The following is a 12,576-nucleotide window of genomic DNA, read 5'->3' on the forward strand; positions in this document are numbered from 1 at the left end:
GCACAAGGATGTGCCGTCATGCCCGACCCGAAGCCAACGAAAAAAAGATGAGGTTTCCCGCTTAGCGGGCAATTTTGCGAGCCGGGAGCCGGGGTCGCCAGGGGGCTGGCGGCGAAGCCCCCTGGCACGTTCGCAGGAGTAGCACTTACATAGTGAAACAGCGCATCGCGAACGTAACACTAACTGCCCCAGCATAGAGTGATAGCCCCATAGCCCCATAGCCCCATAGCCCCATAGCGTTATAAATCTACAACAACCGTGGCTAACCGAAGCCCCGTTTGCACCGCGCTGCGCCTGGCGCTACAATTCCCGCCCTTAACGTGGGGGTAAAGGTGCCCCCGTCCGCCTTATTTCAGGCGGGTCTGACCTGTCATCAGAACGAGAACGCCATGTTTAAACCGGAACTCCTTTCGCCTGCGGGCACGCTGAAAAATATGCGTTACGCCTTCGCTTACGGCGCCGACGCCGTCTATGCGGGCCAGCCGCGCTATTCCCTTCGCGTGCGCAATAACGAATTCAACCACGAGAATTTACAGCTCGGCATTAATGAAGCGCACGCGCTGGGCAAGAAATTCTACGTGGTGGTGAATATCGCCCCGCACAACGCCAAGCTGAAAACCTTTATCCGCGATCTTAAGCCAGTGGTGGATATGGGTCCGGACGCGCTAATCATGTCCGACCCGGGGTTAATCATGCTGGTGCGCGAGCATTTCCCGCAGATGGATATTCACCTCTCGGTGCAGGCGAACGCCGTTAACTGGGCGACGGTGAAGTTCTGGAAACAGATGGGCCTGACCCGCGTTATTCTCTCCCGCGAGCTTTCGCTGGAAGAGATTGCCGAAATCCGCGAGCAGGTGCCGGATATGGAACTGGAGATCTTCGTCCACGGCGCCCTCTGCATGGCCTACTCCGGCCGCTGCCTGCTTTCGGGTTATATCAACAAGCGCGACCCGAACCAGGGCACCTGCACCAACGCCTGCCGCTGGGAATATAAAGTGCAGGAAGGCAAAGAGGATGAGATTGGCAATATCGTGCATATCCACGAGCCGATTCCGGTACAAACCGTTGAACCGACGCTTGGCGTCGGCGCGCCTACCGATAAGGTTTTCATGCTGGAAGAGGCGATGCGTCCGGGCGAGTACATGACCGCATTCGAAGACGAGCACGGCACCTATATCATGAACTCCAAAGACTTGCGCGCTATCCAGCACGTTGAGCGGCTGACGAAAATGGGTGTGCATTCGCTGAAAATCGAAGGTCGCACCAAGTCGTTTTACTATTGCGCCCGCACCGCGCAGGTTTATCGTCGCGCTATCGACGACGCCGCCGCTGGCAAGCCTTTCGACCCAAGCCTGCTCGAGACGCTGGAAGGGCTGGCGCACCGCGGCTACACCGAAGGTTTCCTGCGTCGTCACACCCATGACGACTACCAGAACTATGAATATGGCTACTCGGTTTCCGACCGTCAGCAGTTTGTCGGCGAATTTACCGGCGAGCGCAAAGGCGACCTCGCCGCCGTGGCGGTGAAAAATAAATTCTCCCTGGGTGATAGCCTGGAGTTGATGACGCCGCAGGGCAACGTGAGCTTTACGCTGGAGCACCTGGAAAACGCGAAAGGCGAGAAAATGGAGGTGGCGCCGGGGGATGGTTATACCGTCTGGCTGCCGGTTCCGCAGGATATGACGCTGGAATATGCGTTATTAATGCGCAATCTCGCTGGACAGACCACCCGCAATCCGCACGGTAAATAATTAATCTTAGTTATTTTTTCGGCGTGAATGATTTTAGAATCGGATCACACACGGTTACGATTGATCCGGTTATTATCCCAGCGCTGAAAAACATAACCGATAAATGCCAGCAGTACCAGGAACCACCTCCTTCGCCTGCGTAATCTCCCTTACGCAGGCTTATTTTTTTCTTCCATTTTCAGCCTCTTCTGACTGGCTGCGATAAACTCTGCGGTAGACTCTTTTCAGTGGGCTTTCAGAGGTCGCAATGGAAAATTACCCGGTGTCACTCATTATTCTTAACGGCAAGAGCGCCGATAACGACCTGCTGCGCAGCGCCGTTGAAATGCTCCGTGAAGAGGGCTTTACGCTGCACGTTCGCGTAACGTGGGAAAAAGGCGATGCTATCCGCTTTGTCGCCGAGGCGGCCAGGCTCGGCGTCGATACCGTTATTGCCGGCGGCGGCGATGGCACTATCAACGAAATCGCCACGGCGCTGGCGAAGCTCCCTGCGGATAAGCGTCCGGCGCTGGGCATCCTCCCGCTCGGCACGGCCAATGACTTCGCCACCAGCACCGGTGTTCCCGCTGAGCTGGATAAAGCGCTACAGCTGGCGATTATCGGCAAAGCGACGCCGATTGATATCGTGCAGGTTAACGACGACGCCTTTTTTATCAACATGGCGACCGGCGGCTTTGGCACCCGCATCACCACCGAAACGCCGGAAAAACTCAAGGCCGCGCTGGGCGGCGTCTCTTATTTAATCCATGGTCTGATGCGCATGGATACCCTTAAGCCGGACAGTTGCGAGATTCGCGGCGATAACTTTCAGTGGCAGGGCGACGCGCTGGTGATTGGCATCGGCAACGGGCGTCAGGCGGGCGGCGGCCAGCAGCTTTGCCCACAGGCGCTTATTAATGACGGCCTGCTGCATCTGCGGATTTTCACGGGCGAAGAGTTGCTGCCGGCGCTGCTGACGACGCTTACCCGCCCGGAAGAGAGCCCAAATATTATTGATGGCATATCGTCGTGGTTTGAAATCACCGCGCCGCATGAGATTACCTTTAATCTCGACGGCGAGCCGCTAAGCGGCCAGCATTTTCGCATCCAGGTGCAGCCCGGCGCGCTGAGCTGCCGTCTGCCGCCTGATTGCGAACTGTTAAAGTAATCCTGTTGTCTGGCGGGTGGCGCGTCTGAATACCCGGCCGCTTTCCCCGTCGGGAGGAGCGCTGCGCAGGCGCGTAACGCATCCTGTTTCATCGCCAAAAAAAACGCGCCCACAGGCGCGTTTTCTTCTGAGCAGGTCTGTCAGGCAATCGTTACTTTAGCGTCGAGGTAAACATCCTGCACCGCGTTAATCAGCTTCACGCCGTCGGCCATCGATTTCTTAAACGCTTTACGGCCGAGAATAAGGCCCATGCCGCCCGCGCGTTTATTGATAACCGCCGTACGCACCGCCTCTTCCAGGTCGGTATCGCCGCCTGCCGCGCCGCCTGAGTTAATCAGCCCCGCCCGGCCCATATAGCAGTTCGCCAGCTGGTAGCGCACCAGATCGATAGGGTTATCGGTAGTCAGCTTGCTGTAGACGCGCTCGTCGGTGTAACCGAATTTGACCGCATTGTAGCCGCCGTTATTTTCGGCCATTTTCTGCTTAACGATATCGGCGCCGATAGTGGCGGCAAGGTGGTTCGCCTGGCCGGTGAGATCGGCGCTCACATGGTAATCCACGCCATCTTTTTTAAACGATGAGTTACGCAGGTACGCCCACAGCACCGTCACCATGCCAAGCTCATGCGCGCGCTCGAAGGCGCTCGCGATCTCTTCAATCTGGCGGCGGGATTCTTCAGAGCCAAAATAGATGGTCGCGCCTACCGCCACCGCGCCCATGTTGAACGCTTGCTCAACGCTTGCATACAGCGTCTGGTCATACTGGGTCGGGTAGCTCAGGGTTTCGTTATGGTTAAGCTTCACAAGGAAGGGAATGCGGTGGGCGTAGCGGCGCGATACGGAGGCCAGCACGCCATAAGTGGACGCGACGCAGTTACAGCCCGCCTCGATAGCCAACTCAACAATGTTCTTCGGGTCGAAGTAGCGGGGGTTAGCGGCAAACGACGCGCCTGCCGAGTGTTCCACGCCCTGGTCGACCGGCAGGATTGAAAGGTAGCCGGTTCCCGCCAGGCGGCCGGTGTTGTACAGCGTTTGCATGTTACGCAACACCGCGGGCGGACGGTTGTTGTCGATCATTACCCGGTCAACATAATCCTCGCCAGGCAGGTAAAGCTGATCTGCCGGAATAGTCATACAACGATGCTGTAACAGGCTTTCGGCATCTTTGCCGAGCAACTGCGCAATATCTGTCATAACTCTCTCCCGTAATTTCGACGGGCTCCATACCCGTCGGCATGATGGTTCCCGCCCACGCAATCATGGGCAGAATCATCATGATACTGAACAGCAAGAATTGCCATACGAAAGAAGTTTTTCAGTTCATTCTGCTGGCACGCTTCACCACCAGGCATGAAAATGATGAACAGGCCCGATGCCTTCGCCGACTTCCAGCGTGTCCGCCTGCGCGAGCGCTTGCGAAAGCCACGTTTTCGCGGCCGCCACGGTCTCTTCCCAGCGTGGATAGCGCGGACGCAGCGCCGCTAACGCGCTGGAAAGCGTGCAGCCGGTGCCGTGCGTATTTTTGGTAACAATGCGTGGCGCGGTAAACCGGCGGGCGCCTTCGCGGGTAAACAGCCAGTCGGGACTTTCCGCATCGTCCAGATGCCCGCCTTTCATCAATACCGCTTCGCAGCCCAGCGTGAGCAGCGCCTCGCCCTGCTGATGCATCTCCTGTTCATTGCGCGCATGCGTGGTGCCAAGCAAGGCGGCCGCCTCCGGCAAATTCGGCGTGATGATTGACACATGCGGCAGCAGACGCTCGCGCAGCGTTTTCACCGCTTCAGCCGAGAGCAACGGATCGCCGCTTTTCGCCAGCATTACTGTATCCAGCACCACGTTTTTCACCTGATAGCGCGACAACCGCTCCGCCACGGCTTCCACAATATCGCTTTGCGCCAGCATGCCGATTTTGGTGGTATCGATACGCACGTCGCTGAACACCGAATCAAGCTGGGCGGCAACAAACGCAGGCTCGATACGGTAAACGGACTGCACGCCGCAGGTGTTTTGCGCCACCAGCGCGGTAATGACCGAGCAGCCGTAAGCGCCCAGCGCGGAAAAGGTTTTCAAATCGGCCTGGATGCCCGCGCCGCCGCTCGGGTCGGTGCCGGCGATAGTTAAGGCGTTGATGCGTTTCATGCGCAGGCCTCCCTATTCAACTGGTATAGCGCGTCGAGGAAAGCGGGTGTGAACGAGCCGGGCCCGGCGCAGCGTGTAACCGCCAGGCTGCCAGCGCGCTTCATCATCCAGCAGCCTGCTGCCACGTTTTCAAGCTGGCTGCCGGGCAGCGACGCGCAGGCGGCGACCACGGCGGAAAGCGCGCAGCCGGTGCCGACAACGCGCGTCATCAGCACATCGCCGCCGCGTACTGCCAGCGTGCGTTCGCCGTCTGTCACATAATCCACCTCGCCCGTCACGGCGACGACCGCGCCGCTGCGCCCGGCCAGTTCCCGCGCGGCGTTTAGCGCCGCTTCTGCGCGGTGCGTGCTGTCAACGCCGCGTCCGCCGCCGCGCTCCCCCGCCAGCGCGAGGATTTCAGAGGCGTTGCCGCGTATCGCCGCCGGGCGCAGCGCCAACGCTTCGCGGGCGAAACCGGTGCGAAAATCGAGCGCGCCGACGGCGACCGGGTCCAGCGTCCAGGGTCGGCTCGCCTGGTTTGCGCTCTCGATAGCCGCGAGCATCGCCCCGGCCCGCTCGCGGGTAAGCGTGCCGATGTTAATCAGCAGGGCGTCGGCAAGACGAGCAAACTGCGCGGCTTCATCAGGTTCAATGACCATCGCCGGCGACGCGCCAAGGGCGAGCAGCACGTTTGCGGTAAAGGTTTGCACTACCTCATTGGTCATGCAGTGAACGAGCGGGGAACGGGTACGAAATTGGGTTAAAACCGCGGCCGCTTGCGGGCCGGACAGCAGGTCAGGTTGCATCACGCTCTCCTGCCAGGCTTAAAAGAAGGGATACCGGGCAGGCATCTGACTTCCCTACGCTGGCATTATCCAGATCAGGTGGTACGGGTATTTCTCAGCCTTCACAAAGAAGGGCACCCCGAGTCATTAAAACAGCTTATTGTTCCGGCTTTTTGCCGTGGTGAATCAGGATATTCGCGAAGACCCGGGAAGTAAAGGCGCGGTCGCGGCTGGCACTCGTCCGCCGCCAGGATAACTCTCAAAAGGGAGCGACAGCGCAGCGCAGAGCCCGCCGGCCGTGGTAAATATCCCTTTCACTTTTTTATGTCATATTTCTATACACAGAAGCCCTTGCAACGCTTTGGCATGGCAAGGAAAGATACGCTGTCTTGCGAACCGTGAAACAAGCCCTGTACAACGTGGAGAGTATATGAACAAAACTAAAATGATGATTCTGGGCGCGCTGCTGACCGTAGCGGGAACCACTTTTGCCGCGCAGCCTGCGGCGCCAAAGGGGCTGGACGCCTATGAAGTCAAAGAATTTCATTCTGACTCGCGCAAGTTCGTCATCGGCGACATTGTGCCGGACATGTATCGCACCGAAGAGTACAACATCAAAAAATGGCAGCTTCGCAACCTGCCTGCGCCGGAAGCCGGAAGCCACTGGACCTACATGGGCGGCAACTATGTGCTGATAACCGACGCCGAAGGCAAAATCCTTAAGGCGATGAACGGTGATATTTTTTATCACCACTAACCGGGCCAGTCTGGCTTTACGCGTTTAGCCTCCCTCCTCAGGCCGCGCTCATTAAAGCGCGGCCTTATCGTTATCCTCTCTCCTCCTTCGCTGCTGCACCTTCCTTTTCCATTAAAGCAAATCGTTAAAATGCCGATACGTTTTAAATGATTAACAGTAAGGATGCTCTATGAAACGCGTGCTCGTTTTCCTTGCGCTGCTGTCTGGCGCTGCCAGCACCGCCGCCGCGAAACCGCTTACCGAAAGTTTACTGCGCTGCGACAGCCAGTTTTTTAATGCGCTTTATGCCGAACAGGCGAAATTCACCCATGCCGCCCCGCTCGTAAAAGACAACCAGGGCCACGCCTGGTTTGCCCCGCCCAAAGATAACGCCGGGATAGTCTGGTTCGCCCAGCCAGTCCACCTACAGCAGTTAACGCTTTCGGGCTACTACACGCAGCAGTCCGATCTGGATGAGTTTGGCAAATATTTCTTCTGGGGATGGGTTATTGAAGAGTCGCCGCAGGCGGTGATGGCGGCCCTTCCCGCGGCGCACTGGCAATCGGCAGGCGACGATTATATCACCAACGCAATGATCAAACGCCCGGGCGACAGCGCATGGCAGGTGAACAACACGGCGGTAAGCGGCATCGCGCCCGCTAAAGGCAGCGTGGAGAAACTGGCGATGTTGAGCGTGACCAAAGGCAAAACGACGCTGCTGTGTTCGTTGCAGGGAAGTGTTACCGAGGAAATTTTACTGCCGCTACGCCCGGATTTAACTGGAGGCAAAAAATGATTAAACCCCTTTTACTCTGTAGCGCCGTCGCGTTACTGACCGCGTGCGCAGGGGCAGGCAAACCGCAGCCGGTCGTGGCAGGCGATCCGCCGCACGGCGTGATTAAACTGCTGCTTGATGATAAAGGCGGCACGTACGCCGATCTGCGCGCCGTCTCCACCTGGCAGGGCAACGCCCGCCTGCGCCGGTTTTATCTTATCAATAATTACAGTGAGCAGACCGTTCTCAACAAGGACCCACGGCTTGTTATCACCAGCTCACGCGCAAATAACGTGATTAACTGCGATACGCAGGAGCGCACCCTGTTTGAGCGTATCTATTTTTCACAACCGTATGCGCAGGGTGAAGCCATCGCCGCGTCCAGTAAAGACGCCATCGGACAGTGGCGTTCTTTTCCTAAAGAGTCGCTTATCGGTATCGTCGCGGAGATGGTTTGCCAGATTGATCCCTCTCGGCTGAAGCCTGAGCCTGCGAAAAGCGAGCCGACGCTGTTGGGCGAGCTGTAAAAAATGCGATAAAGCCGCTAAACAGCGGCTTTATCGTCTCAGGCTGGCCGTAGCCGCGCCGCCAGACCGCGCAGGAAGTTACGCAGGAACTGGTCGCCGCACTCACGGTAATTTTTGTGGTCTTCAGCGCGCATCATGGCGGTCACTTCAGGCAGGGAGATACGGAATTTCTGCTCCAGCATGATAGCGACGATATCGTCGGTTTTCAGCGCGAACGCCACGCGCAACTTCTTGAGAATGAGGTTGTTATTGGTCTTACGCTCGGCGCGCAGCGCCGGTTTGCTCTCATCTTTGCCGCGGCGGGAGTAAATAAGCCCGTTGAGAAAGGCGTTCAGCACCACGTCCGGGCAGCGCAAAAAGCCGGGCTCTTCCTCTTTTTTGGCAAAGCCGACCATCTGCTCCACCGGCACGACGCTGTCCGCCAGCGCCAGAATAGCGACCATGTCATTGTTGTTGAGTTTCAGCATGTAGCGCAGGCTACGTATTACATCGTTATTAATCATTGCGGGCGTGTCTCACCGTTTTAGCTTTGCCGGGGGGCGGCAGTATAGCCCCATGACAGCGAAATACTACTACGCCGTTTTTAGCCCCAGCGTCTCTTTGAGCTTTTTCAGGTAGCGACGGCTTACCGGCACCGTCTGCCCATGGCGCAGCAGCAGCTCCGCCTGGCCGTTCTCCTCAAGGCGAATCTCTTTCAGGTGCGACATATTCACCAGATACTGACGATGGCAGCGCAGCAGCGGCGTGCGGCTCTCCAGCGTGCGCAGCGTGAGTTCGGTAAACCCCTCCTGCCCTTCGCTGTTAGTGACAAACACGCCGCTCATCCGGCTGGTGACAAACGCCACCTCTTCCATTTGTAGCAGGTAAATGCGGCTGTGTCCGGTACAGGGAATATACCTAAGCCCCTCTTCGCCAGGGCTTAGCAGCGAAATATCCTGCGTATGACGCTCGCTGCGCAGCCGGTTCAGCGTGCGGGAGAGTCTTTTAGTCTCAATCGGTTTCAGCAGATAATCAAAAGCGTGCTCTTCGAACGCTTGCACCGCGTACTCATCGAACGCCGTTAAAAAGACGATATAGGGGCGCTGCTCCGGGTCGAGCATGCCGACCATCTCCAGCCCTGAAATGCGCGGCATCTGGATATCCAGAAACAGCACGTCCGGGCGCAGGCGATGTACTGCGCCGATAGCCTCCACCGCGTTGGCGCATTCGCCGACGATGTCGATATCGCTCTCGTCCTGCAGCAACAGGCGCAGGTTCTCGCGCGCCAGTGGTTCATCATCCACGATCAGCACTTTTATCATGCTGTCTCCTCCAGAGGTAAACGTAGGGTAATACGGGTAAAACAGTCGGTTTTATAATCCACTGAGATGCCGCACTCGTCGCCGAAGCGCGCGCGCAGGCGTTTATCCACAAGGCTCATCCCAAGGCCGCTCTGGCCGGGCGTTGGCTGATAAAGCCCGGCGTTATCTTCTATTTCCACCAGCAAGTGGCCGCCTTCGCAGCGGGCGTTAAGCCTGATCTCTCCCGGCCCGAGCAGTTGCGACGTGCCGTGCTTGATGGCGTTTTCCACGATCGGTTGCAGCGTAAAGGCCGGCAGCCGCACATGGGCGTGTTCCTGCGGCAGGTCGAGCCGCACTTTGAGATGTGACTGAAAGCGCGCCTGCTCAATTTGCAGGTAAGCGTTCACATGCTCAATTTCATCGGCCAGCGTGACGATTTCCGCCGGACGCTTAAGGTTTTTACGAAAGAAGGTCGAAAGATACTGCACCAGCTGGCACGCCTGGTTGCTGTCGCGGCGGATAACCGCCATGAGCGTGTTGAGCGCGTTAAACAGGAAATGCGGGTTCACCTGAGCGTGCAGCAGCTTAATTTCAGACTGCGCCAGCAGCGCGTTTTGCCGCTCATACTGCCCGGCCAGGATCTGCGCGGAAAGCAGCTGCGCGATGCCCTCACCCAGCGTACGGTTGATAGAACTAAACAGGCGGTTTTTCGCTTCATAAAGCTTGATGGTGCCGATAACCCGGCGGTTTTCGCCGCGCAGCGGAATAACCAGCGTCGAGCCAAGCTTGCAGTTCGGGTGCAGCGAGCAGCGGTACGGCACTTCGTTGCCGTCAGCGTAAACCACCTCGCCGGTTTCCAGCGCGCGCTGCGTCCAGCGCGAAGAGATGGGGTTGCCGGGAAGGTGGTGATCGTCGCCGATGCCGGTGAAGGCGAGCAGCTTTTCGCGATCGGTGATAGCCACCGCGCCGATATCCAGCTCCTTATACAGCACCTGCGCCACCTTCATGCTGTTCTCCACGTTAAACCCCTGGCGCAAAATCCCCTCGGTGGAGGCGGCGACCTTCAGGGCGGTGGCGGAAAAAGCGGTAGTGTATTTTTCAAACATGGCGCGCTTGTCGAGCAGGATGCGCATAAAAAGCGCCGCGCCGACGGTGTTAGTGACCATCATCGGCGCGGCGATGTTTTTCACCAGTTCCAGCGCATCGGCCCACGGACGGGCTATCAGCAAAATGATCCCCATCTGCACCAGCTCCGCCACGAAAGTGATGGCGCCCGCGGTCAACGGCGTAAAGACTTTGTCGCTGCGCCCGCGGCGCACCAGAAAGCTGTGCACCAGCCCACCGAGCAGCCCTTCTACAATGGTGGAGACCATACAGCTCAGCGCCGTCATGCCGCCCATGGAATAACGATGCAGCCCGCCGGTCAGCCCGACCAGGCCGCCCACCAGCGGGCCGCCGAGCAGGCCGCCCATCACGGCGCCGATGGCGCGGGTGTTGGCGATGGAATCCTGAATATGCAGGCCGAAATAAGTGCCCATGATGCAGAAAATGGAAAAGGTGACATAGCAGAGCAGCTTGTGCGGCGGGCGTACCGTCACCTGCATCAGGGGAATGAACAGGCGGGTTTTGCTCATCAGCCAGGCGATGACCAGAAAGACACACATCTGCTGAAGCAGCAACAGCACCAGATTGAACTCGTACATCATCCCACCCCTTCGTTCGAAAGGGCGTAAAATACTCCGCCGCGCTATAACTTTCTATGAAGGTATACAAAAAATTGATGTCATTACGCCTCACTTAAGAAAAAGGAGTGGTTGTGGAGATAAGAGCCTGGCAGGAGAGCGACAGACCTTTTTTACGCACGCTTTATCTGCATGCGCGACGTGAAAGCTGGCCCTGGCTTCAGGGGGAGCGCTGGCGGCTTGAGGATTTTGATGCCGAAACGCTGGGAGAGAAAATTTGGGTGGCGCTGGACGAGGGGCGTCGGGTGGGGTTTGCGTCCGTGCTTGAAAGCGACAATTTCCTCCACTGCCTGTTTGTCGACCCGGACGCCCAGCGTCGCGGCGTGGGCAGCGCGCTGCTTAAACACGTGCAGCGCCAGTTCAGCGGCACGGGCGCGCTGAAGTGCCTCGCGAAAAACGAACGGGCGCTGGCTTTTTACGAACGACACGGCTGGCAGCCGCAGGCGCGGGGGGAGAGCGAACAGGGAGAGTATGTGCTGATGCATTACCGGCTGCCCTGAAGCCAGGGCAGCCGCGAAGGTTACACCGCGCGGAAGGCGATATCGCCGGGGATGACTTCCCCCTGCCAGTAAAGCTGAGCCGCCACGCGTCCCGCCAGCTGGCGGTAGAGGGTGGTGAACTCGCTGTCCGGACGGGCGATAACGGTCGGCGTGCCGTTATCGAGATCTTCACGCAGCGAAATGTGCAGCGGCAGCTGGCCGAGCAGCTGCGTATGGTAGGTTTCCGCCAGCTTCTGCGCGCCGCCGGTGCCGAAAATCGGCTCGTGGTGGCCGCAGTTGCTGCAAATGTGCATGCTCATGTTCTCGACGACGCCGAGCACCGGCACTTCTACCTTTTCGAACATCACGATGCCTTTTTTGGCGTCGATCAGCGCGATATCCTGCGGCGTTGTCACTACCACCGCGCCGGTGACCGGAATATTCTGCGCAAGCGTCAGCTGAATGTCGCCCGTGCCCGGCGGCATATCCAGCACCAGATAGTCGAGATCCGGCCACATGGTTTCCTGGAGCAGCTGCATCAGCGCTTTGCTCGCCATCGGCCCGCGCCACACCATGGCGTTGTCGTCGGTGACCAGATAGCCGATGGAGTTAGTGGCAAGCCCATGCGCCACGATCGGCGCCATGTGCGTGCCGTCCGGCGACGTCGGGCGTTGTCCTTCCGCGCCAAGCATCGTCGGCACGGACGGACCGTAGATATCGGCATCAAGAATGCCGACTTTCGCCCCTTCCGCAATAAGCGCCAGCGCCAGGTTAACGGCAGTGGAGGATTTCCCCACCCCGCCCTTGCCGGAGCTGACGGCGATGATATTTTTCACGCCGTTCACGCCCGGCTGGTTTTTCACTCGCTTTAAGGTGGCGATGCTGTGAGAAAGCTTCCAGTCGATAGCTTTCGCACCAGTCATGCGCAGCAGTTCGGCGCTGCATTGCTCTTTGAGATCTTCAAAAGCGCTGTTCCAGGCGAAGGGCATTTGCAGCTCGATGTGAATGGTATCGTCGAGCCATGCCACATGGTGCAACGCTTTCAGCGCCGTGAGGTTGTGCTTCAAAGTCGGGTGTTGAAAATTGGCCAGCGTCCCGGCAACCATGGCGCGCAGGGCTTCCGGTGAAGTGGTCTGGGATTGCGAACTCATCCCGTCTCCTTTGTTTTAGGCTTGTTCTGGGGTTGTGCTACGAATTTGTTAAGCATACCAAAGAATGCGCCAGGGTCTGGAGAGAA

13 protein-coding genes and 1 riboswitch are annotated in these 12,576 nt (G+C 58.1%); of the genes, 6 read left to right on the top strand and 7 right to left on the bottom strand.

All coding sequences use genetic code 11. From position 1 onward, the window contains the following. The first annotated feature begins 389 nt into the window (after nt 1-389). Nucleotides 390-1,751 (top strand): tRNA 5-hydroxyuridine modification protein YegQ, encoded by a 1,362-nt coding sequence (gene yegQ / locus MT962_RS18260; protein WP_024560734.1) that lies wholly within the window; start codon nt 390-392, stop codon nt 1,749-1,751. 247 nt (nt 1,752-1,998) lie between these two features. After that, on the top strand, nt 1,999-2,898 hold the full coding sequence (gene yegS, locus MT962_RS18265) for a lipid kinase YegS (RefSeq protein WP_247366178.1): 900 nt from the start codon (nt 1,999-2,001) through the stop codon (nt 2,896-2,898). Nucleotides 2,899-3,038: 140 nt separating this feature from the next. Here the strand turns inward: yegS and fbaB are convergent, their stop codons facing one another. From fbaB to thiM, 3 genes are all read right to left on the bottom strand, one after another. After that, a complete protein-coding gene (fbaB, locus tag MT962_RS18270) occupies nt 3,039-4,091 on the bottom strand; it encodes a class I fructose-bisphosphate aldolase (RefSeq protein ID WP_188724302.1) in 1,053 nt (350 codons plus the stop codon). A gap of 144 nt (nt 4,092-4,235) precedes the next feature. Further along, nucleotides 4,236-5,036 (bottom strand): bifunctional hydroxymethylpyrimidine kinase/phosphomethylpyrimidine kinase, encoded by an 801-nt coding sequence (gene thiD / locus MT962_RS18275; protein ID WP_247366179.1) that lies wholly within the window; start codon nt 5,034-5,036, stop codon nt 4,236-4,238. Beyond that, complete coding sequence (thiM, locus tag MT962_RS18280) at nt 5,033-5,821, bottom strand: hydroxyethylthiazole kinase (protein WP_247366180.1); 789 nt, start codon at nt 5,819-5,821, stop codon at nt 5,033-5,035. Before thiM ends, thiD begins: the two co-directional genes overlap by 4 nt. Nucleotides 5,822-5,855: 34 nt before the next feature. Further along, nucleotides 5,856-5,952, bottom strand: a riboswitch (TPP riboswitch). A gap of 278 nt (nt 5,953-6,230) precedes the next feature. Here thiM and MT962_RS18285 point away from each other — a divergent pair. From MT962_RS18285 to MT962_RS18295, 3 genes are all read left to right on the top strand, one after another. Further along, nucleotides 6,231-6,557 (top strand): RcnB family protein, encoded by a 327-nt coding sequence (locus MT962_RS18285; protein ID WP_024556355.1) that lies wholly within the window; start codon nt 6,231-6,233, stop codon nt 6,555-6,557. Nucleotides 6,558-6,726: 169 nt separating this feature from the next. Further along, on the top strand, nt 6,727-7,332 hold the full coding sequence (locus tag MT962_RS18290) for a hypothetical protein (RefSeq protein ID WP_024556354.1): 606 nt from the start codon (nt 6,727-6,729) through the stop codon (nt 7,330-7,332). Continuing rightward, a complete protein-coding gene (locus MT962_RS18295) occupies nt 7,329-7,838 on the top strand; it encodes a surface-adhesin E family protein (RefSeq protein ID WP_029697003.1) in 510 nt (169 codons plus the stop codon). Before MT962_RS18290 ends, MT962_RS18295 begins: the two co-directional genes overlap by 4 nt. A gap of 38 nt (nt 7,839-7,876) precedes the next feature. On the opposite strand, the gene MT962_RS18300 is transcribed toward MT962_RS18295, so the two are convergent. From MT962_RS18300 to MT962_RS18310, 3 genes are all read right to left on the bottom strand, one after another. Beyond that, entirely contained in the window at nt 7,877-8,341 is a 465-nt protein-coding gene (locus MT962_RS18300; RefSeq protein WP_024556352.1) for a DUF1456 family protein, read from the bottom strand. A gap of 69 nt (nt 8,342-8,410) precedes the next feature. Further along, nucleotides 8,411-9,139 (bottom strand): two-component system response regulator BtsR, encoded by a 729-nt coding sequence (gene btsR / locus MT962_RS18305; protein WP_024561007.1) that lies wholly within the window; start codon nt 9,137-9,139, stop codon nt 8,411-8,413. Further along, complete coding sequence (locus tag MT962_RS18310) at nt 9,136-10,821, bottom strand: sensor histidine kinase (RefSeq protein ID WP_024556350.1); 1,686 nt, start codon at nt 10,819-10,821, stop codon at nt 9,136-9,138. The genes btsR and MT962_RS18310 overlap by 4 nt, the downstream gene beginning before the upstream one ends. A gap of 113 nt (nt 10,822-10,934) precedes the next feature. Here MT962_RS18310 and MT962_RS18315 point away from each other — a divergent pair, with 113 nt between their 5' ends. Next, nucleotides 10,935-11,360: a GNAT family N-acetyltransferase gene (locus MT962_RS18315; RefSeq protein WP_024556349.1), complete on the top strand. Its 426-nt coding sequence runs from the start codon at nt 10,935-10,937 to the stop codon at nt 11,358-11,360. Nucleotides 11,361-11,380: 20 nt separating this feature from the next. On the opposite strand, the gene apbC is transcribed toward MT962_RS18315, so the two are convergent. Continuing rightward, entirely contained in the window at nt 11,381-12,490 is a 1,110-nt protein-coding gene (gene apbC, locus MT962_RS18320) for an iron-sulfur cluster carrier protein ApbC (RefSeq protein ID WP_024556348.1), read from the bottom strand. Between the last annotated feature and the right edge of the window lie 86 nt (nt 12,491-12,576).

The sequence above is a fragment of the Franconibacter sp. IITDAS19 genome, from assembly GCF_023079515.1.
GTDB classification, from domain to species: Bacteria; Pseudomonadota; Gammaproteobacteria; order Enterobacterales; family Enterobacteriaceae; genus Franconibacter; species Franconibacter pulveris.

Bases quoted from the DNA above. Each gene is read 5' to 3' on its own strand.
- yegQ (WP_024560734.1), top strand. From the start codon at position 390: ATGTTTAAACCGGAACTCCTTTCGCCTGCGGGCACGCTGAAAAATATG.
- yegS (WP_247366178.1), top strand. From the start codon at position 1,999: ATGGAAAATTACCCGGTGTCACTCATTATTCTTAACGGCAAGAGCGCC.
- fbaB (WP_188724302.1), bottom strand. From the start codon at position 4,091: ATGACAGATATTGCGCAGTTGCTCGGCAAAGATGCCGAAAGCCTGTTA.
- thiD (WP_247366179.1), bottom strand. From the start codon at position 5,036: ATGAAACGCATCAACGCCTTAACTATCGCCGGCACCGACCCGAGCGGC.
- thiM (WP_247366180.1), bottom strand. From the start codon at position 5,821: ATGCAACCTGACCTGCTGTCCGGCCCGCAAGCGGCCGCGGTTTTAACC.
- MT962_RS18285 (WP_024556355.1), top strand. From the start codon at position 6,231: ATGAACAAAACTAAAATGATGATTCTGGGCGCGCTGCTGACCGTAGCG.
- MT962_RS18290 (WP_024556354.1), top strand. From the start codon at position 6,727: ATGAAACGCGTGCTCGTTTTCCTTGCGCTGCTGTCTGGCGCTGCCAGC.
- MT962_RS18295 (WP_029697003.1), top strand. From the start codon at position 7,329: ATGATTAAACCCCTTTTACTCTGTAGCGCCGTCGCGTTACTGACCGCG.
- MT962_RS18300 (WP_024556352.1), bottom strand. From the start codon at position 8,341: ATGATTAATAACGATGTAATACGTAGCCTGCGCTACATGCTGAAACTC.
- btsR (WP_024561007.1), bottom strand. From the start codon at position 9,139: ATGATAAAAGTGCTGATCGTGGATGATGAACCACTGGCGCGCGAGAAC.
- MT962_RS18310 (WP_024556350.1), bottom strand. From the start codon at position 10,821: ATGTACGAGTTCAATCTGGTGCTGTTGCTGCTTCAGCAGATGTGTGTC.
- apbC (WP_024556348.1), bottom strand. From the start codon at position 12,490: ATGAGTTCGCAATCCCAGACCACTTCACCGGAAGCCCTGCGCGCCATG.